The 18,457-nt window shown below is 70.4% G+C and carries 17 protein-coding genes; 10 read left to right on the plus strand and 7 right to left on the minus strand.

All coding sequences use genetic code 11. The annotated features are described in order from the left end of the window. The first annotated feature begins 2 nt into the window (after positions 1 to 2). Entirely contained in the window at positions 3 to 956 is a 954-nt protein-coding gene (locus AAEP86_RS17200; protein WP_420368493.1) for a carbohydrate ABC transporter permease, read from the plus strand. Between the two features lie 139 nt (positions 957 to 1,095). Here the strand turns inward: AAEP86_RS17200 and AAEP86_RS17205 are convergent, their stop codons facing one another. Then, positions 1,096 to 2,145, minus strand: coding sequence for a substrate-binding domain-containing protein (locus tag AAEP86_RS17205; protein WP_420368494.1), 1,050 nt, complete (start codon positions 2,143 to 2,145; stop codon positions 1,096 to 1,098). Between the two features lie 179 nt (positions 2,146 to 2,324). Between AAEP86_RS17205 and chvE the strand changes: the two genes are divergently transcribed. The 3 genes from chvE to mmsB all read left to right on the plus strand — a co-directional run bounded on the left by chvE (position 2,325) and on the right by mmsB (position 6,386). Beyond that, a complete protein-coding gene (gene chvE / locus AAEP86_RS17210; protein WP_420368495.1) occupies positions 2,325 to 3,455 on the plus strand; it encodes a multiple monosaccharide ABC transporter substrate-binding protein in 1,131 nt (376 codons plus the stop codon). A 209-nt stretch (positions 3,456 to 3,664) separates the two neighbouring features. Further along, a complete protein-coding gene (gene mmsA, locus AAEP86_RS17215) occupies positions 3,665 to 5,218 on the plus strand; it encodes a multiple monosaccharide ABC transporter ATP-binding protein (protein ID WP_420368496.1) in 1,554 nt (517 codons plus the stop codon). Next, positions 5,205 to 6,386 carry a multiple monosaccharide ABC transporter permease gene (mmsB, locus tag AAEP86_RS17220; RefSeq protein ID WP_420368497.1) on the plus strand — a complete coding sequence of 394 codons (1,182 nt, stop codon included), beginning with the start codon at positions 5,205 to 5,207 and terminating at the stop codon, positions 6,384 to 6,386. The genes mmsA and mmsB overlap by 14 nt, the downstream gene beginning before the upstream one ends. A gap of 132 nt (positions 6,387 to 6,518) precedes the next feature. On the opposite strand, the gene AAEP86_RS17225 is transcribed toward mmsB, so the two are convergent. Continuing rightward, the gene (locus tag AAEP86_RS17225) at positions 6,519 to 7,856 is read right to left on the minus strand and encodes an alpha-amylase family glycosyl hydrolase (protein WP_420368498.1); all 1,338 of its coding nucleotides are present in this window, start codon (positions 7,854 to 7,856) and stop codon (positions 6,519 to 6,521) included. Between the two features lie 67 nt (positions 7,857 to 7,923). Here AAEP86_RS17225 and AAEP86_RS17230 point away from each other — a divergent pair, with 67 nt between their 5' ends. The 3 genes from AAEP86_RS17230 to AAEP86_RS17240 all read left to right on the plus strand — a co-directional run bounded on the left by AAEP86_RS17230 (position 7,924) and on the right by AAEP86_RS17240 (position 9,860). Then, on the plus strand, positions 7,924 to 8,322 hold the full coding sequence (locus AAEP86_RS17230) for a DUF3253 domain-containing protein (protein WP_420368499.1): 399 nt from the start codon (positions 7,924 to 7,926) through the stop codon (positions 8,320 to 8,322). Positions 8,323 to 8,473: 151 nt separating this feature from the next. Next, entirely contained in the window at positions 8,474 to 8,650 is a 177-nt protein-coding gene (locus AAEP86_RS17235; RefSeq protein ID WP_420368500.1) for a CsbD family protein, read from the plus strand. A gap of 115 nt (positions 8,651 to 8,765) precedes the next feature. Then, positions 8,766 to 9,860: an SDR family oxidoreductase gene (locus tag AAEP86_RS17240; RefSeq protein WP_420368501.1), complete on the plus strand. Its 1,095-nt coding sequence runs from the start codon at positions 8,766 to 8,768 to the stop codon at positions 9,858 to 9,860. Between the two features lie 56 nt (positions 9,861 to 9,916). Here AAEP86_RS17240 and AAEP86_RS17245 read toward each other — a convergent pair whose 3' ends face one another. Next, positions 9,917 to 10,990: a spore photoproduct lyase family protein gene (locus AAEP86_RS17245; RefSeq protein ID WP_420368502.1), complete on the minus strand. Its 1,074-nt coding sequence runs from the start codon at positions 10,988 to 10,990 to the stop codon at positions 9,917 to 9,919. A gap of 45 nt (positions 10,991 to 11,035) precedes the next feature. Between AAEP86_RS17245 and AAEP86_RS17250 the strand changes: the two genes are divergently transcribed. Both AAEP86_RS17250 and AAEP86_RS17255 read left to right on the plus strand, forming a co-directional pair. Continuing rightward, positions 11,036 to 11,344 carry a biopolymer transporter Tol gene (locus AAEP86_RS17250; protein WP_420368503.1) on the plus strand — a complete coding sequence of 103 codons (309 nt, stop codon included), beginning with the start codon at positions 11,036 to 11,038 and terminating at the stop codon, positions 11,342 to 11,344. Then, a complete protein-coding gene (locus AAEP86_RS17255; RefSeq protein WP_420368504.1) occupies positions 11,341 to 11,796 on the plus strand; it encodes a hypothetical protein in 456 nt (151 codons plus the stop codon). Before AAEP86_RS17250 ends, AAEP86_RS17255 begins: the two co-directional genes overlap by 4 nt. A 19-nt stretch (positions 11,797 to 11,815) precedes the next feature. Here the strand turns inward: AAEP86_RS17255 and AAEP86_RS17260 are convergent, their stop codons facing one another. The 4 genes from AAEP86_RS17260 to AAEP86_RS17275 form a co-directional block, all read right to left on the minus strand. Further along, a complete protein-coding gene (locus AAEP86_RS17260) occupies positions 11,816 to 13,645 on the minus strand; it encodes a glycoside hydrolase family 35 protein (RefSeq protein ID WP_420368505.1) in 1,830 nt (609 codons plus the stop codon). Between the two features lie 70 nt (positions 13,646 to 13,715). Continuing rightward, positions 13,716 to 15,050: an ABC transporter substrate-binding protein gene (locus AAEP86_RS17265; RefSeq protein WP_420368506.1), complete on the minus strand. Its 1,335-nt coding sequence runs from the start codon at positions 15,048 to 15,050 to the stop codon at positions 13,716 to 13,718. Positions 15,051 to 15,215: 165 nt separating this feature from the next. Further along, positions 15,216 to 16,196: a carbohydrate ABC transporter permease gene (locus tag AAEP86_RS17270; protein ID WP_420368507.1), complete on the minus strand. Its 981-nt coding sequence runs from the start codon at positions 16,194 to 16,196 to the stop codon at positions 15,216 to 15,218. Beyond that, positions 16,193 to 17,128 (minus strand): carbohydrate ABC transporter permease, encoded by a 936-nt coding sequence (locus AAEP86_RS17275; RefSeq protein ID WP_420368508.1) that lies wholly within the window; start codon positions 17,126 to 17,128, stop codon positions 16,193 to 16,195. Before AAEP86_RS17275 ends, AAEP86_RS17270 begins: the two co-directional genes overlap by 4 nt. Before the next feature lie 210 nt (positions 17,129 to 17,338). Between AAEP86_RS17275 and AAEP86_RS17280 the strand changes: the two genes are divergently transcribed. Then, positions 17,339 to 18,325, plus strand: a complete 987-nt coding sequence (locus AAEP86_RS17280) for a LacI family DNA-binding transcriptional regulator (RefSeq protein ID WP_420370525.1) — start codon at positions 17,339 to 17,341, stop codon at positions 18,323 to 18,325. The last annotated feature ends 132 nt before the right edge of the window (positions 18,326 to 18,457 follow it).

The following is an 18,457-nucleotide window of genomic DNA, read 5'->3' on the forward strand; positions in this document are numbered from 1 at the left end:
CCATGAGCACCACGACCTCGCGAGCCGGCCTCGCCGCGCCCGACCTGTCCACGCGGACCCTGACCACGGACGGCGGCGGGCGACGGCGCCGACACCACCAGGGCAGCGTGCAGCACCCGCGCGACACCGCCGTCAAGCGCACGCTCTACGCGATCGCGGGCATCGGCTCGGCGCTCGTCTTCGGCGTCCCGTTGATCTGGTCCATCCTGCGGGCGTTCCAGCCCGAGGCCGTCATCACGCAGGCACCGGACCCGGCGACGTTCTTCCAGCTCGGGTGGCAGAACTTCGCCGCCGTGTTCGGCCCGTCGTCGCGGCTGCTGTCCGGCGTGCTCAACTCGGTGATCGTCTCGGTGTGCACGGCCGTCCTGACCGCGATCATCGCGACGATGGCCGGGTACGGGTTCGCCCGCTTCCGGTTCCGCGGCTCCGGTCTGGTCTTCGGGCTCGTGCTGCTGACGATGATGGTGCCGTTCCAGGCGATCCTCACACCGCTGTACCTCGAGCTGAACGCCATGAAGCTCACGAACTCGCTCCTCGGACTGGTGCTCTTCTACACGACGGTGAACCTGCCGTTCGGGGTGTTCGTGATGCGGAACGCGTTCGAGTCGATCCCGACCGAGCTCGAGGACTCGGCGTTCGTGGACGGCGCCTCGCGCTTCCGGGTCGTCGTGTCGGTGCTGCGCCCGCTGCTCCTGCCGGGGGCCGCGACCGCTGCGCTGTACGCGTTCCTGGCGTCGTGGACCGAGTTCCTCGGGGCGCTGACGTTCCTGACCAAGGACTCGCTGTACACGTTGCCCGTCGCGCTGCTCAACCTGCAGACCGGGGCGTACGGCCAGGTGTCGTACGGCAACCTCGTCGCCGGGTCCGTCGTGGCGATGATCCCGTGCATCGCGCTGTACGTCGGGTTGCAGCGGTTCTACGTCGCCGGTCTGTCGTCCGGCGCGCTGAAGGGCTGACGGTCGGGTCGGTCCGCGGCGGCGCTCCCTCGCACGACGCGAGGGGGCGCCGCTCTGCGTCACCGGACGCCCGGCCCCCTCAGCCCCTGCGCCCCTGGGCCCCTCGGCCCCTGAGCCCCTCGGCGCGCTCGGTGATGCCCTACGTGCTCCGCCGCACCACGAGCTCGGGCACGAGGAGCGTCTCGTCGCGTGGCTCCCCCTCGACCAGGGCCCGCACGGTGTCGAGCACCCGCTCCCCCATCGCCCTGAAGTCCTGCCGCACCGTGGTCAGCGGCGGGGTGAAGTGCGCCGCCTCGGGGACGTCGTCGAACCCGACCACGGCGATGTCGTCGGGGACGCGGAGCCCCTCGTCGGCGAAGGCGTGCAGCACGCCGAGCGCCATCTGGTCGTTCCCCGCGAACACCGCGTCGACCGTGTGGACGTCGATGGTCCGCGCGGCCGCGAACCCGCTCGCCGGTGTCCAGTCGCCGTCGAGCACCACCGGTTCGAGCCCGGCCTCGCGCATGATCCGCCCGTAGGTGGCGCGGCGCACCTCGGACTCCTGCGAGACGCTCGGCCCGGCGATGTGCACGATGCGCCGGTGTCCGCGTCCGAAGAGGTGTTCCATCACGAGCGTCGTCCCGGCGACCTGGTCGATCGCGACGGCCGCGACGCTCGGTGCGACCGGGGCACGGGCCGCGTCGCGCTGCACGGCGTTCGACACGACGACCGGCACGGCGACGGGCACGGTCAGCGAGGCGAGCGCGTCGAGCACGCGGTTGTCGGCGGCGACGAGCACGATCGCGGCGACGTCCTGCGCGAGCAGCGTCGTGATCGCGGCGGTCAGGTCGCCGGGCCGCGGGTCGTCGGGCAGGGTCGACAGGAGCACGTGGTACCCGGCCGAACGGGCCGCCCGCTCGAAGCCGATCGCCGTGCTCGAGGGACCGTAGAGCGCGTCGCCCGCGGTGATGATGCCGAGCGCGCGGCTGCGCCCACCGGCGAGCGCCCGGGCCGCGGCGCGTGGGCGGTACCCGAGCTCGGTCACGGCGTCGGCGACCTGGGTCCGGTACTGCTCGCGGACCGTCGGGTCGCCGTTGATCACCCGCGAGACGGTCTGGTGCGACACCCCGGCGCGTTCGGCGACGTCGAAGATGGTGGGCGCCTTCCGGCGGTTGCCGCCCTTGCCCCCGTGGGCGGTCGTGGTGGTCACGTCGCCAACCGTACCGCGCTGCCTCACCGGCGCGACAAGATCCCGAAACGGTCACGACGAGTTGACACCCCGGCACGGAACCCTCAGTATGTGAGCGCTCACACGAGCACTCACCGGGGGCACAGCAGCCCCGTCACCCGAGCGTGTCGACGTCGACGCGCAGGAACAGAGGTACTTCGATGATGAAGCGCAAGATCGTCGCGGGCGTCGCCGCCCTCGGCATCGCGATCGCACTGGCCGGCTGCTCGGCCGGCGGCCGCGGCGACACCGGCAGCGGTGGCGGCAGCGGGGACAACAAGGGCGCCCTCGTCGGCGTCGCGATGCCGACCAAGGTGTCGGAACGCTGGATCAAGGACGGCGACGCCGTCAAGAGCGACCTGCAGAAGGCCGGCTACAAGGTCGACCTCGAGTACGGCGACAACAAGGTCCAGCAGCAGGCCCAGCAGGTCAGCAACATGATCACGAAGGGCGCGAAGGTCCTCATCATCGCGTCCATCGACGGTGGCGCCCTCTCCGACCAGCTCGACGCCGCCGCGAAGGCCGGCATCAAGGTCATCTCCTACGACCGCCTGCTGACCGGCAACAAGAACGTCGACTACTACGTCTCGTTCGACAACGAGAAGGTCGGCGTCGACCAGGCGAACTCGCTCCTCACCGGCCTCGGTCTGCTCGACGCGGACGGCAAGAAGACCGACGAGAAGGGCCCCTTCAACATCGAGGTCTTCGCCGGCTCGCAGGACGACAACAACGCGACGTTCTTCTTCAACGGCGCGATGAAGACCCTGAAGCCCTACATCGAGGCCGGCACCATCAAGATCGGCTCCGGGCAGGACGGCTTCACGCAGGCCGCCACGCAGCAGTGGGACCCGGCGACCGCCAAGGCCCGCATGCAGAACCTGATCGCGAAGTCGTACTCGGGCGGCACCACGCTGAACGGCGTGCTCTCCCCCTACGACGGCATGTCGATCGGCATCATCTCGGCGCTCCAGGGCGCCGGCTACGGCACCAGCGACCGTCCGCTCCCGACCATCACGGGTCAGGACGCCGAGGCCGCCTCGGTGAAGTCGATCATCGCGGGTCAGCAGTACTCGACCATCTACAAGGACACGCGCAAGCTCGCGAAGCAGTCGGCCACCATGGCCGAGGACCTGCTCTCGGGCAAGAAGCCCGAGGTCAACGACACGAAGAGCTACGACAACAAGGTCAAGGTCGTCCCGACCTACCTGTTCCAGCCGACGGTCGTCACCAAGGACAACTACAAGGAAGTCCTCGTGGACTCCGGCTACTACACCGAGGCCGACCTCAAGTAGGTCGTCACCCGTCGGACCGGAGGCGCGGCGCCAGCCCGCGCCGCGCCTCCGGTCCCCCACCCCTGTCGGACCGGAGGCGCGGCACCTGCCCGCCTCGCGCCTCCCGTCCACACCCCTCTCGGACCGGAGGCGCGGTGCCAGCACGCGCCGCGCCTCCCGTCCGTCTCCACCAGCGCGCCCGCGGGCGCGCACGACGGAAAGGGGTCCGCATGGCGGACACCATCCTCGAGATGCGTGACATCACCAAGACGTTCCCCGGCGTCAAGGCCCTGCAGGGGGTCTCGATCGCGGTCGAACGCGGGCAGGTCCACGCGATCTGCGGCGAGAACGGCGCCGGGAAGTCCACGCTGATGAAGGTGCTGTCGGGTGTCTACCCGCACGGCTCGTTCGACGGCGAGATCCTGCTCGACGGTTCGCCCGTGCAGTTCGGCGACATCAACGACTCCGAGGCGTCAGGCGTCGTGATCATCCACCAGGAGCTCGCCCTCAGCCCGTTCCTGTCGATCGCCGAGAACATCTTCCTCGGCAACGAGCAGTCCAAGGGCGGCTTCATCGACTGGAACAAGACGAACCTGGCCGCCGCCGAACTCCTGCAGCGCGTCGGACTCAAGGACAACCCGGTCACGAAGATCGTCGACATCGGCGTCGGGAAGCAGCAGCTCGTCGAGATCGCCAAGGCGCTGTCGAAGAAGGTGAAGCTCCTCATCCTCGACGAGCCCACCGCGGCGCTGAACGACGACGACTCCGCGCACCTGCTGGACCTCATCCGGTCGCTGCAGGCCGAGGGCATGACGGCGATCATCATCAGCCACAAGCTGAACGAGATCAAGGCGATCGCCGACAAGGTCACGATCATCCGCGACGGCAAGACCATCGAGACCCTCGACATGCACGCCGACGACGTGTCCGAGGACCGCATCATCCGCGGCATGGTCGGCCGCGACCTGTCGAACCGGTACCCGGAGCGCGAGTCGCCGGTCATCGGCGAGGAGCTCCTCCGGATCGAGGACTGGACCGTCCACCACCCGCTCGACGCATCGCGCGAGATCATCCACCACGCGAACCTCGACGTGCGCGCGGGCGAGGTCGTCGGCATCGCGGGGCTCATGGGCGCCGGTCGGACCGAGCTCGCGATGAGCGTGTTCGGGCAGTCCTACGGCACCGGCATCAGCGGCACCGTGTACAAGCGCGGCACGCCGATCAAGACCCACACGGTCACGCAGGCGATCGACAACGGCATCGCCTACGTCACCGAGGACCGGAAGCGCTACGGCCTCAACCTGATCGACGACATCAAGCGGAACATCTCCGGGTCGGCACTCGGGAAGCTCGCCAACTGGGGTTTCGTGAACGCCGCCGAGGAGACCACCGTCGCGGGGCAGTTCCTCAAGAGCCTCAACATCAAGGCGCCGAACGTCGACGTCGTCACCGGCAAGCTCTCCGGCGGGAACCAGCAGAAGGTCGTCCTGTCGAAGTGGATGTACGCCGACCCCGACGTGCTCATCCTCGACGAGCCCACGCGCGGCATCGACGTCGGCGCGAAGTACGAGATCTACACGATCATCAACCAGCTCGCAGACCAGGGGAAGGGGATCATCGTGATCTCCTCCGAGCTCCCGGAGCTCCTCGGGATCTGCGACCGCATCTACACGCTCTCCGAGGGCACCATCACCGCTGACGTGCCCCGCTCCGAGGCCACGCCCGAGGTCCTCATGCAGTACATGACCCAGGAACGGGAGACCCCTGTCAATGAACGCGCTTAAGTCCGCCGCCGGCTACCTCACCGGGCAGCTCCGACAGATCGGCCTGTTCATCGCGCTGATCGTCATCGTCCTCTTCTTCCAGGTGACGACGAACGGCATCACCCTCGCCCCGATCAACGTCTCGAACCTGATCGTCCAGAACAGCTACATCCTGATCCTCGCCATCGGCATGGTGATGGTCATCATCGCCGGGCACATCGACCTGTCCGTCGGGTCGATCGTCGCCTTCACCGGTGCCATGGCTGGCGTCATGATCACGCAGTGGCACGTCCCGTGGCCGATCGCGGTCGTGCTCTGCCTGGTGGTCGGCGCACTCGTCGGCGCGTGGCAGGGCTTCTGGATCGCCTACTTCGGGATCCCGGCGTTCATCGTCACGCTGGCGGGCATGCTGGCCTTCCGCGGTGCCGCGCAGATCGTCCTGCAGAACCAGCAGATCTCGCCGTTCCCGACCGGGTTCCGCTCGCTCGGCTCCGGCTTCCTGCCGTCCTTCGGCACCACCGGGTACGAGCCGCTGACGATGATCCTCGGCTTCGCCGCGGCGATCGTCCTGGCGATCACGGCGTTCCGTGGCCGCGCGACGCGTCGCAAGTACCAGCTCGAGAGCGAGCCGTTCGCGTGGTTCATCACGAAGCTCGCGTTCACCGTCGTGCTCGTGATCTACGTGGCGCTCCTGCTCGCCAGCTACAACGGCACCCCGATCGTGCTCGTCGTGCTCGGCGCCCTCGTGGTCATCTACTCGGTCGTCATGCGGAGCGCGGTCTTCGGTCGCCACATCTACGCGATCGGCGGCAACGCCCTCGCCGCGCAGCTGTCCGGCGTCAAGACCAAGCGCGTCACGTTCCTGTTGTTCGTGAACATGGGCGTCATCTCGGCGCTCGCGGGCGTGGTCTTCACCGGCCAGCTCAACCTGGCGGCACCCGGCGCCGGCAACGGCTTCGAGCTCGACGCCATCGCCGCCGTGTTCATCGGTGGCGCAGCCGTCACGGGTGGCATCGGCACCGTCCCCGGCGCCATCGTCGGTGGTCTCATCATCGGCATCCTGAACAACGGCATGTCGATCCTCGGCGTCGGGACCGAGTTCCAGTCGCTCATCAAGGGCCTGGTGCTGCTCGCCGCGGTCGCGTTCGACGTGTTCAACAAGCGCCGGGCGGCGTCCGCGCGCAAGTAGGCGGGATCCCGCCCGGCCCGGTCCGTTCGGGTCCAGCCCGGTCCGGTCGGCTCCGGCCCGGTCCGGTCCGGTCCGCGAAAGCGACAGGTCTCCGTGGAAGTTCCACGGAGACCTGTCGCTTTCGCGTCGGGGTCAGCGGGTCAGGACGGCCCACCCGGCGGCCGGGAGGCGCACGGTCCCGTCCCCGAGGTCGGCCCCGCCCGCCTCCACCTGCGTCGCGTCGGCCGCGGGCAGGTCGACGGGGTCGTCGGCCAGGTTCAGGGCGGTCACCACCGCCGCGTCCGCGGTCGCCGTCCGGAGGACGATCGCCGTGTTCGTCAGGTGGACCACGTCGGTGTGCGCCCGGTGCAGCCACGGGTTCCGGCGGCGCAGGGCGACGAGCGCCTCGACCGCGTGGGTCAGGTCCGTCGGCTCCGGCACGGCGGCCGGGAACTCCGGTCGGACCGCGTCGTCGCCGCCCTCGCGTTCCTCCTTCACCCCGGTCCAGCCGTACTCGTCCCCGGCGTAGACCACGGGCGTCCCCGCCACCGTGAACAGCACCGCGGCGGCGTGCCCGGCGAACCGCTCCCCCACCGCGCTCGCGATCCGGGTGACGTCGTGGTTGCCGACGAACGTGGTCGGCACGAAGGTGGCCAGCAGAGCGTCGTGCCGCTCGATCGCGTGCGACAGCTCGTGGCAGTTGCCGTCGGCGATGCCGTGCCAGATCCCCTGCCAGAGCTCGTACTGCGTCGTCGAGTCCATGGTCGACCGGCGCACGACCGCAGCAGCGTCACCGTGGATCACCTCGCCGCTGAACCAGGCGTCCGGGAACCGTTCCCGCACCCGCGGCAGCACCCGTGCCCAGAACGCCGGCGGCACCGCGTACGCCGCGTCGAGCCGCCACCCGTCGATCCCCCGGCCGAGCCAGTACGTCATGACCTCGACGACCAGGTCCTCGGTCGCGGCCGAGTCGTGGTCGAGCGCCACGAGGATGTCGTGCCCCTCGAACAACCCGACGGGGACCGGCTCACCGGGCTGCCAGCCGGACCAGTCGACGGCGAAGAGCGACGCCGACGCGGCCGCCGGACCGGCCTCGGCGAGCTGGGCGAACGCGGGGTGCTCACGGCCGACGTGGTTGAACACACCGTCCAGCAGGACCCGCACGCCCCGCTCGTGCGCGGCGGTGACGAGCGCGTCGAGGTCGGCCTCGTCGCCCAGGCGGGGATCGACCCGGAAGTGGTCGACCGTGTCGTACCCGTGCGACGAGCTCGCGAAGACCGGTCCGAGCAGCAGGCCGTTCAGGCCGAGGTCGACGACGTGGTCGAGCCACCCGGCGATCCGGTCCAGACGGTGCTCGACCGGACGGTCCGCGACCGCGGTCCCCGGGCGGACGTCGGCGCCGACGAAGCCGAGCGGGTAGACGTGCCACCACATGACGTGCTCGACCCAGTCGGGTTCGGCGGATCGGACGGCTGCGGTGTCGGTGCTCACCGCCACGATCGTGCCAGCCGCACCTGTGCTGTGCACGGACGGGCACGGCAGGACGAGGATGGACGGCATGGGACGAGCGATCAGGACCGCAGCGGACGCCGCGGCGTCGGAGTCGGCGCACGAGGAACGCACGTGCGCGTCGTGCGGACGGCGGATGCCGTCGTCGGCCGCACCCGAGGCGAAGTGGTGCTCCGCCGCGTGCCGCAAGCACGGCGTCGACGCGACCGACCGCGCGCTCGAGCAGCGGATCGACGAGCTCCTCGCGGCACGGGCGCGGACGTCGAGCATCTGCCCGTCGGAGGTCGCACGATCCGTCGACCCGGACGACTGGCGCGACCTGATGGAACCGGCACGGCGAGCAGCCCGACGGATGGTCGCCCGCGGCGAGGTGGAGATCACGCAGCACGGCAGCGTCGTCGACCCGTCCACCGCGAAGGGTCCGATCCGGATCCGCCGCCCGCGCTGACCACCGGCGCACCGCGCCCACCCGTACCCCGTTCCGCCGCTGCGGGGTACGCGAACCTGCGGCCCCGCCGCGAGCGCCCCGATGACGCGTGGTTGAGTCGGGTCCAGCTCGCCGGGGACCCTCGGCGCACCCCCGGAGAGAGGAAGCCACCATGTCGCTCGGAGACAAGGCCAAGGACGTCACCCAGAAGATCGCCGGCAAGGCCGAGGAGGCCGTGGGCAAGCACACCGACGACGCCGAGCTCAAGCACCAGGGCCAGAAGGACCAGGTCATGGGCGAGGGCCGCCTCGACAAGGAGAAGGCCAAGGACGCGTTCGACGGCAAGTGATCGTCGACCACCCGGACGCCCGTACCGCTCGTCGGTGCGGGCGTCTCGTCGTCCCGGGCGGGGGGCCGTCCACGCTCCGGGAACAGCGACGACCCGACACGTGTTGGGGACCTCGATGACTCTCGACACCGACCAGCAGACCACCGACCGCAACGCTCTCGTCGTGGGTGCCAGCGGCATCACCGGCTCGGCCCTCGTCGACCACCTGCTCAGCGACGGGTGGCAGGTGTCCGCCCTCTCACGCCGGCCCCTCGCCCGGGACGGCGTCCGGACCGTCGCCGCCGACCTTCGCGACCCGGAGAGCCTCGCCACCGCCCTCGCGGACGAGCGTCCGACCCACGTGTTCTTCACCGCCTGGCAGCGGCAGGACACCGAGGCCGAGAACATCCGGGTGAACGGGGGCATGGTCCGCGACCTGCTCGCCGCACTGGCGCACGCTCCCCTCGCGCACGTGGCGCTCGTCACCGGCCTGAAGCACTACCTCGGCCCCTTCGAGGCGTACGCCGCCGGCGAGATGCCGGACACCCCGTTCCACGAGGACGAGCCGCGGCTCGACACCCCGAACTTCTACTACGCCCAGGAGGACGAGCTCTTCGCCGCCGCCGAGCGCCAGGGGTTCACCTGGTCCGTGCACCGCTCGCACACCGTCATCGGGCACGCCGTCGGGAACGCCATGAACATGGGCCTGACCCTGGCCGTCCAGGCGACGCTCGCGAAGGAGCTCGGCCTCGACTTCGTGTTCCCCGGCAGCGAAGCGCAGTGGAACGGCCTCACCGACATGACCGATGCCGGCATCCTCGCCGAGCACATGGTGTGGGCCGCGACCTCGCCCGAGGGCGCCGACGAGCCGTTCAACATCGTGAACGGCGACGTCTTCCGCTGGCGGTGGATGTGGCCGCGCATCGCGGCGCACCTCGGCGTCGACCCCGCACGCGTCGTCGGCTACCAGGACCGCCCGCGCCCGCTCGAGGAGCAGATGGCGCCGCACGAGTCGGCGTGGGCCGGCATCGCCGAGCGGCACGGCCTCGCCGAGTCCGACATCGGCCGGCTGGCGTCCTGGTGGCACACGGACGCCGACCTCGGACGGGCCATGGAGGTCGTCACCGACATGGGCAAGAGCCGCGAGGCCGGTTTCACCGGCTACCGACGGACCGAACGGGCCTTCGCCGACCTGTTCGCTCGGTACCGCGCCGACCGCCTCGTCCCCTGACGACGGCGGAGGACTCCTCGCCCGGGGCGACCGGCCGGTCGCCCTCGTCCGTCCGGTCAGAAGGCGTAGCGGATCCGACACGACGGCAGGTGCTCCGCGACGAGTTCGCGGAAGCGTTCGACGAGCTGGCCCTTCATGCCCGAGCGGTACCGGACGTTCACGGCACCGTTCTGCGAGACCTTCTGCTCCTGCAGGTCGGGGCGCCAGAGCAGGTCCTCGGCCTTCGGGTGCCACCCGAGGTTGACCTCGTGCAGAGGCTGGTTGTGCGTGAGGAAGATGACCTCGGCCGCGAGCTGCGCCTTGGCGGCCGGCGACAGGACGTCGTCAGCCTGGCGGAGCAGCTCGGCCCAGTCGGCCTCCCACGTCGGCGTGAGGATCACCGGCGAGAAGTTGAGGTGGACCTCGTACCCGGCGTCGACGAAGTCGTTCACCGCGGCCAGCCGCTCGGCGATCGGCGAGGTGCGGATGTCGGTCACCTTCGCGGTCTCGTGGGGCATCAGCGAGAACCGGATGCGGGTGCGCCCCATCGGGTCCCAGTCCAGCAGGTCACGGTTGACGTACTTCGTCGCGAACGAGGCCTTCGCCGTCGGGCTCATCCGGAAGAGGTCGCAGAGGTCGCGCACGTTGTCGCTGATCATCGCGTCGACCGAGCAGTCGCTGTTCTCGCCGATGTCGTAGACCCACGCGTCCGGGTCGCACTGGTTCGGATCGGTCTTCGGGCCCTGCTTGGCGATGTTCCGCGCGACGTGCTTCGTGATCTGCTCGATGTTCGCGAAGACCGTGACCGGGTTCGAGTAGCCCTTGCGCCGCGGCACGTAGCAGTACGCGCACGCCATGGCACAGCCGTTCGCGGTCGACGGGGCGATGAAGTCCGCGGAGCGACCGTTCGGCCGCGTGACGAGCGACTTCTTGACGCCGAGCACCAGCGCCTCGGTCTTGATCCGCACCCAGCGCTGCACGTTGCGCTCGTCGCCGTGCACCTCGGGGATGTTCCAGTGCGACTCGACCGGCACGATCTCGGCGTCGGGCCACCGCCCGACGACCTCCTGCCCGCGCGCGAGCTCGAGTGCCGCCGGCTCGGCGTAGATCCGTCGGACGTCGAGCATCGGGCGGGTGCGCGCTTCGGTCATCGATCCCTGTCTACCCGGCACCACCGACGGTGCAGACTCGAGCACATGACCGCCGAGCCCGACGACCACTTCTTCGTCATGGACGGCCGACGCTGGCGCCGCACGGACCCGGCGTTGCCCGAGGACGTCGCGGCAGCGCTCCGGTCGCACCTCGGCCGCGGTCGCAACGCGGTGAAGCGGGCGAAGCAGTCGGGCGACGAGGACGCCCTCGCCGCCGCACGGCACCGGAACGGTCTGGCCAAGCACGGCCTCGGCGAACGCGGGTTCGAGTGGTGGGAGCGGCCCGAGGCCGACCGCGTCGCCGACGCCCGGCAGGCACTGGCCGACCTCGACGCCCTGGACGGGCCGACGTGACCACGGTCGTGCGACCTCCGCGCCTCGACCGTGTCCTGTTCGTCGTCGCCTTCGGCCCGGTCGGCATCGGGACCGGGATCGCCGTGGCGTCGGTCGCGTTCGTCCCCGGAGCCTCGGCGCGGGTCTTCTGCTTCGTGCTGGGTGCCGCGTTCGTCGCGGTCGGGACCGTCGTCTCGGTCCGTCTGCCGCGCGTCGGGATCCGGATGACCGACGACCGTCTGGAGTACGTCGGGTTCCTCGTGTCCTGGCGGGCGCCACGGTCGGGCATCAGAGCGGTCCTCGACGACGCGTTCGTCGAGTGGCGCGACGAACACGACGTCGAGCACCGCCGACAACTCTGGGTGCTGACCCCGGCGTACGAGGACGACGGCACGGTGTTCGCCCGGTACTGGCGGTGGCGGCGTGCCGGCCTCCTGCAGGTCCGCGCGTGGGCGGACGCCCGCGCGGTGTGACCGCGCCGGGTTCCGGGCGTCAGGCCTCGGTGTGCCCCAGGTCAGGCTCGACCAGCAGGCACGCCGTGCGCGAGGCGGACGCGTGGAGCTCGAGCACGACGAGCTCGTTCCGACCCGCGCGGAGCACCGGGCCCGGCACGGCCAGGGTCTTCTGCGGACCCCGCGACCAGTAGCGGCCGAGGCAGAACCCGTTCACCCAGGCGACGCCCTTCCGGAAGCCGTCGAGCGACAGGTACCGGTCCCCCGGCACCGCGAGGTCGAATGACCCCGCCGCGACGACCGGCCCGGCGAGCTCGTCGCCGTCGGTCGACTCGATCGCGCCCAGCACCGAGAGCGCCGCGGGTGCGATCGGGTCGAGGGCGAGCGGCGACGCCGTCCACCGTTCGAGCGGCACCCCGTCGACGGCCACGCCGCCGACGAGCCCCTTCGGCTCGCCGATGCGCGGACCGTAGTCGACGCGACCCTGGTCCTCGACGAGCAGTTCCAGCGTGCCGGTCACCGGCGGCAGGGCGATCGCGCGGTCGTGCTGCTCGCGCTCCAGGACGCCGACGACCGTGCCGGCGACGCTGACGACCGCGCGGTCGCGGACCTCCTCGCCGACGGTCAGCACGCCGCCGGAGGGCAGGTCCACCTCGGTCCGGTAGAGCACGAAGCCGGACGCGGCCCCGAGGGCGTCGAAGGTGGGCGGGGTGTCGTGGGCCGACCAGTCGGTCAGCGCGGGCAGCAGGGAGCGGAGGGACGCGACGCGGTCGAGCCGGACCGCGACGTCCGTGGCGGGGTCGACCCGCGCCTCCCGACCGGCACCCGGGTCGGCCGACTCGTCGAGGTGACCGGACCCACCGGGCCGCATCGACGCGGGCAGTGGCGGGACCGGCGCGTAGCGCGCGATCACCTCGCGGAAGGCGTGGAACTTCGCGGTCGGTCGGCCCGCCTCGTCGAGGGGCGCGTCGTAGTCGTAGGACGTCGCGATCGGTCGGTACACGCCCTTGTCGTTCGCGCCGTTCGTGAAGCCGAAGTTCGTGCCGCCGTGGAACATGTAGATGTTGACGGAGCCGCCGGCGGCGAGCAGGACGTCGAGGTCGGCGGCACTGTCCGCAGCCGAGGTGGTGTGGTGGTGCTCGCCCCAGCTGTCGAACCAGCCGTCCCAGAACTCCGAGCACATGAGCGGGCCGGTGGGCTGCGCCTGCCGCAGCCGCGCGAGCCGTTCGGTCGAGCGGGAGCCGAACGACCCGGTCCTGTGCAGCGTCGGAAGCGAACCGTCCTCGAGCATGCTGCCCATCGGCTGGTCGACGCTCGTGAACGGGACGGTCAGCCCGATCGAGCGGTGCATCTGCTCGAGCTTCGACAGGTACACGGGGTCCGAGCCGTACGCGCCGTACTCGTTCTCGACCTGCACGAGCACGATCGGCCCGCCCTGGTCGATCTGCCGTGGGACGAGGACCGGTGCGAGCTGCTCGAGGTACCGCTGCACGGCGGACAGGAAGCCCGGTTCGTCGCGACGGACGCCGACGGTGCCGTCCGCGAAGAGCCAGTACGGCAGCCCGCCGTTGGTCCACTCGGCGCAGATGTACGGCCCGGGGCGGACGATGGCGTGCATGCCCTCCGCGGCGACGAGGTCGAGGAAGCGCCCGAGGTCGAGGCCGCCGCTCAGGTCGAAGACGTCGGGCGACGGTGCGTGCGCGTTCCACGCGACGTAGGTCTCGACGGTGTTGAGCCCCATCAGCTTCGCCTTGCGGATCCGGTCGGCCCAGAGGTCGGGGTGCACGCGGAAGTAGTGGATCGCGCCGGACAGGACCCGGTGCGGCTCGCCGTCGAGCAGGAAGTCGGTGTCGCCGATGGCGAATCGCATGAGATGTCCCTTCCGGACAGCGGGGTCGTGCGGACGGTGTCCGCACGACCCCGGGGAGTGGGTGCCGGTACTACTTGGACGAGACGGTGAAGCCCTGGTCCTTGCCGTACTTCACGAGTGCCTTCTGCCAGGCGGCGAGCCCGCTCTCGAGCGAGGTGCCGTTCTCGTAGGACTGGCCCACGGTGTCGGCGTAGACGCTGTTCGCGTACACCTGGTACGGCAGGTACGTGAAGTCGTTGTCCGAGGACTTCGACGCGTCGACGAGCACCTTGTTGATCTGCTGGCCGCCGAAGTACGCCGGCTTCTCGTCGAGGAACGAGGTCGACTCGAGGTCGGCCGTGGTCGACGGGAACCCGCCGGACTGCATGAAGACCTTCGTCGACTCCTTGGACGAGTTCAGCCACTTGAGGAAGCCGGCGGCGAGGGCCGGGTTCTTCGTCTGCTTCATCACGGCCTCGGCGCTGCCGCCGTTGTTCGCGGTCTGGGCCGAGCCGCCGTCGTAGGTCGGCATCGGGGCGACGCGCCAGTCACCGGACGCGTCCGCGACGCTCGCCTCGAGGTTGCCGGGCATCCATGCGCCGGTGATCAGCGTGGCGATCTCGCCGTTGCCGAGCTGCTTGTACCAGTCGTCGCTCCAGCCGACCGTCTTGGACAGCAGGCCCTGCTCGACGAGCTGGTCCCACGTCGCGGTCCACTTCTTCGTGCCGGCGTCCTCGAGGTTGATGGTCACCTTGTCGCCCTTGGTGGTGAACGGGGTGCCACCGGCCTGGGCGATCATGCTCGTGGTGAAGCCGGCATCGCCGGAGTCCGCGGCGATGTACGCCTTCGGGTCCGCCTCGTGCAGCTTCTTCGCCGCGGCGACGTACTCGTCCCACGTCTTCGGCACGGCGATGTCGTGCTCGTCGAAGACCTTCTTGTTGTAGAACAGCGCCATGGGGCCGGAGTCCTGCGGCAGGCCGTAGATCTTGCCGTCCATGGAGACCGAGCTCCAGGTGCTCTTCGCGAACTGGTCCTCGAGCGAGCCGAAGCCGTACGACGACAGGTCGAGGAGCGAGTCGGACAGGGCGAACTGCGGCAGTGCGTAGTACTCGACCTGTGCGACGTCGGGGGCGCCCGAGCCGGCCTTGATCGTGTTCTGCAGCTTCGTGTACTGGTCGGCGCCGGTACCGGCGTTGACGAGCTTGACCTTCACCTTGGGGTAGGCCTTCTCGAACGCGGCGACCTGGTCCTTCGCGGAGGGGGTCCACGACCAGTAGGTCAGCGTCCCGCCGTCCTTGAGCGCCTTGTCGATGTCGTCCGAGGAGCCGCCGGACGACGAGCCGCCGGAGGCGCACGCGGCCAGGGCGATGGCGGCGGTGACGCCGATGGCGAGGGCGCTGAGTCCGCGCCGGAGCCTGGTGTTCATGGGGTGCCTTTCACTTCTTCGTGTTGGGAGGTGCTGCTGTGGGTCTGCGGTGGCGGCGCCCGTGGCGGGCGTGCACCGTGCCTCCAGGCCGGGTGGTCCGGACGTCGGACCGCCGGTCGGGTGGCGGGGTCGAGCGGTCTCGCGACCGCCGGTCGGGTGGTGGGATCAGGCCTTGACGGACCCGGCCGCGAGGCCGGACTGCCAGAAGCGCTGGAGGAAGAGGAACGCGACCACGATCGGGATGATCGTGAGGAGCGATCCGGTGACGACGAGGTTGTAGATCGGCTGCGCGCCGGAGCCCGTGGCCTGGGCGTTCCACTGGTTGAGGCCGACCGTGAGCGGGTACCACTTCGGGTCGCTCAGCATGATGAGCGGCAGGAAGTAGTTGTTCCAGGTGGCGACGACCGCGAAGAGCAGGACGGTGACGACGCCGGGCGCGAGCAGGCGGAGCGCGATGGTGAAGAAGATCCGGAACTCACCGGCGCCGTCCATGCGGGCGGCCTCGAGGAGCTCGGCGGGGATCGCGTCCACCGCGTACGTCCAGATGAGGTACATGCCGAACGGGCTGATCAGCGAGGGCAGGATGATCGCCCACGGGGTGTTGGTCAGGCCGAACTGCGAGAACAGCAGGAAGGTCGGGACCGCGAGGGCGGTGCCGGGGACCGCGATCGCGCCGAGCACGACCGCGAAGACCGCGCGCCGGCCGACGAACTGGAACTTCGCCATGCCGTAGCCGGCGACGGTGGCGAGCAGGGTCGCCCCGCCGGCCCCGACGACGACGTAGAGCAGCGTGTTGCCGAGCCACTGCACGAAGATGCCGTCGTTGTACGTCAGCGTGTCGACGATGTTCTGCCAGAGGTTGAACTTCCCGCCGAACCACAGACCGAACGTCGACAGCAGCGACGCCTGGGTCTTCGTGCTGTTGACGAGCAGGTAGAACAGCGGCGCGAACGAGTAGACGACGAACACGACCATCACCGCGGTGAGGAGACCGGAACGCTTGACCTTGCGCCCGTCCACCGGCTTGCGGGTGCGCAGCCGGGAGGCGCGGGTCGCCCGCTCGCGCGGCTCGCGCTGCGTCGTGGTCGCCTCGGTGACCGTGGCCGGCGCGGTCGCGCCGGCGGCTGGTTGCTGCAGGGTGCTCATCGGTTCTCCTGGCGGGTTCCGCGGACCTGGACGACGTAGGCGATCACGGCGGTGATGACGCCCATCACGATGGCGACGGTCGCGGAGTAGTTGAACTGCTGTCCGCTGAAGGACAGCGAGTAGGCGTACATGTTCGGGGTGAAGGCGCTGCCGATGACGTTCGGGGCCAGGGTCTTGAGCAGGTTCGGCTCGTTGAAGAGCTGGAAGCTGCCGATGATCGAGAAGATCGTCGCGATGACCATCGGGCCGCGGAGGGCCGGGAGCTTGATCGAGAACACGGTGCGCAGCGGGCCGGCACCGTCGAGCTCGGCCGCCTCGTACAGGTCGCTGGGGACGACGCGGAGGGCGGCGTAGAAGATCAGCATGTTGTAGCCGAGGAACTCCCACGTGACCACGTTGCCGATCGAGGTGAGCACCCAGTCCGGGCTGAACGGCTGCAGCAGGTCGATCCCGAGCGCCGCGTTCGCGGTACCGGTGAGGCCGAACTGGTTGCCGTAGATGAAGCCCCAGATGAGCGCGGCGACGACGCCGGGGACCGCGTACGGCAGGAACACCGCGATGCGGAAGAACGACGTGCCCCAGAGCCGGGCGCTGTCGAGGGCGAGGGCGGCGACGAGCGCCAGGCCGAGCATGATCGGCACCTGCACGACGAGGAAGAGCGCGACGCGACCGAGGCCGGACCAGAACTTGGCGTCCTGGAAGAGCTGGACGTAGTTGGCGAACCAGACGAACTGGTTGCCGCCGATGAGCTGGTCGCGGAACAGGCTCAGCCAGAGCGCGTAGCCGATCGGGACGATGAGCATCGCGACGAGGACGACGACGAAGGGGCCGACGAAGAGCCAGCCGGTGAAGCGGCCGCGCGGCTTGGCGCGGCGGCGCGGTGACGCGGTCGGTGTGGTGGCACCGGCCGGGCGCGCTTCGAGCGTGCTCATGGAACTCCTTTGTCCTGCTGCGGTCTGACCAGTCGATGTTGACGTCAACATCGACCGTCGCGACGATAGCATGGCAACGTCAACATGCGCTAGCGTGCGGGGGACGCCGGGTTCGCATCCCGGCCGAGACCGGACGCAGACGCCCGGTCCAGGACGGAAGGGGCGCCCGTGACCACCGAGCTGTCGGCCGCCGCGCGCCGCTCCCCCTCGATGGCTGCCGTGGCCGAGGCCGCCGGGGTCTCCATGCAGACCGTCTCGCGCGTCGCCCGCGGCTTCGACAACGTCTCGCCGGACACCCGCGACCGTGTCCAGCGCGTGATGGACGACCTCGGCTACCGCCCGAACCGCGCCGCACGCGCCCTGCGCTCCGGCCGGTTCCGCACCATCGGCGTGATCATGTTCACGCTCGCCTCGTACGGCAACATGCGCACCCTCGAAGCGATCGCCGACGCCGCCGGGGCAGCCGACTTCACCATCACGCTGCTGCCGATGGCATCGCGCACGGAGGAAGGCGTCCGGTCCGCGTTCTCCCGCCTGCACGAACAGGCGGTCGACGGCGTCGTCATCATCATCGAGTCGCACATCATCGACACGGCCGAGGTCGCCCTGCCCGACGGCGTACCGATGGTCGTCGTCGACTCCACCGGCACGACACAGCACCCCGCGATCGACACCGACCAGGCCGACGGTGCACGCCAGGCGACGCAGCACCTGCTCGACCTCGGCCACGAGACCGTCTGGCACGTCGCCGGCCCGACCTCCTCGTACTCCGCCGCCCGACGGCTCGCCGCGTGGCGGTCGACGCTCGAGGCCGCAGGCCGTCCCGTCCCCCCGGTCTTCCACGGCGGGTGGAGCGCCGAGTCCGGCTACCGCGCCGGCCGCTCCATCGCCGGCCGGCCCGAGATCACCGCCGTGTTCGCCGCGAACGACCAGACCGCGCTCGGGGTGCTCCGGGCCGCACACGAGCTCGGCCGCGCGGTCCCGGAGACGCTCAGCGTGGTCGGGTTCGACGACTCCCCCGAGTCCGACTCGTTCTGGCCGCCGCTCACCACCGTCCACCAGTCCTTCGACGAGGTCGGACGTCGCGCCGTGACGAACCTGCTCGCGCAGATCGCCGGAGAGCCGGTGCGGGCGGCCGCCGACCTGGTGCCGGTGCGGTTGGTGGAACGCGCGAGCACGGCGGCGCCGCCGACCTGACGTCCGGTACGGCGTGTCCCGGGGGACGTGCGTCGGCGAGGCGTGCCCCGGTGGGACGTGCGCCGGCACGGCGTGTCCCGGGGGGACGCGGGCCGGCACGGGGCGCGGCGTGCACTGCGCCGGTGGGCTGAC

Origin of the sequence: Curtobacterium sp. L1-20 (genome assembly GCF_048755855.1) — a bacterium.
Taxonomy (GTDB): Bacteria; Actinomycetota; Actinomycetes; order Actinomycetales; family Microbacteriaceae; genus Curtobacterium.

Coding starts and splice junctions, on each gene's coding strand:
- AAEP86_RS17200 (WP_420368493.1), top strand. CDS start 3: ATGAGCACCACGACCTCGCGAGCCGGCCTCGCCGCGCCCGACCTGTCC.
- chvE (WP_420368495.1), top strand. CDS start 2,325: ATGATGAAGCGCAAGATCGTCGCGGGCGTCGCCGCCCTCGGCATCGCG.
- mmsA (WP_420368496.1), top strand. CDS start 3,665: ATGGCGGACACCATCCTCGAGATGCGTGACATCACCAAGACGTTCCCC.
- mmsB (WP_420368497.1), top strand. CDS start 5,205: ATGAACGCGCTTAAGTCCGCCGCCGGCTACCTCACCGGGCAGCTCCGA.
- AAEP86_RS17230 (WP_420368499.1), top strand. CDS start 7,924: ATGGGACGAGCGATCAGGACCGCAGCGGACGCCGCGGCGTCGGAGTCG.
- AAEP86_RS17235 (WP_420368500.1), top strand. CDS start 8,474: ATGTCGCTCGGAGACAAGGCCAAGGACGTCACCCAGAAGATCGCCGGC.
- AAEP86_RS17240 (WP_420368501.1), top strand. CDS start 8,766: ATGACTCTCGACACCGACCAGCAGACCACCGACCGCAACGCTCTCGTC.
- AAEP86_RS17245 (WP_420368502.1), bottom strand. CDS start 10,990: ATGACCGAAGCGCGCACCCGCCCGATGCTCGACGTCCGACGGATCTAC.
- AAEP86_RS17250 (WP_420368503.1), top strand. CDS start 11,036: ATGACCGCCGAGCCCGACGACCACTTCTTCGTCATGGACGGCCGACGC.
- AAEP86_RS17260 (WP_420368505.1), bottom strand. CDS start 13,645: ATGCGATTCGCCATCGGCGACACCGACTTCCTGCTCGACGGCGAGCCG.
- AAEP86_RS17265 (WP_420368506.1), bottom strand. CDS start 15,050: ATGAACACCAGGCTCCGGCGCGGACTCAGCGCCCTCGCCATCGGCGTC.
- AAEP86_RS17270 (WP_420368507.1), bottom strand. CDS start 16,196: ATGAGCACCCTGCAGCAACCAGCCGCCGGCGCGACCGCGCCGGCCACG.
- AAEP86_RS17275 (WP_420368508.1), bottom strand. CDS start 17,128: ATGAGCACGCTCGAAGCGCGCCCGGCCGGTGCCACCACACCGACCGCG.
- AAEP86_RS17280 (WP_420370525.1), top strand. CDS start 17,339: ATGGCTGCCGTGGCCGAGGCCGCCGGGGTCTCCATGCAGACCGTCTCG.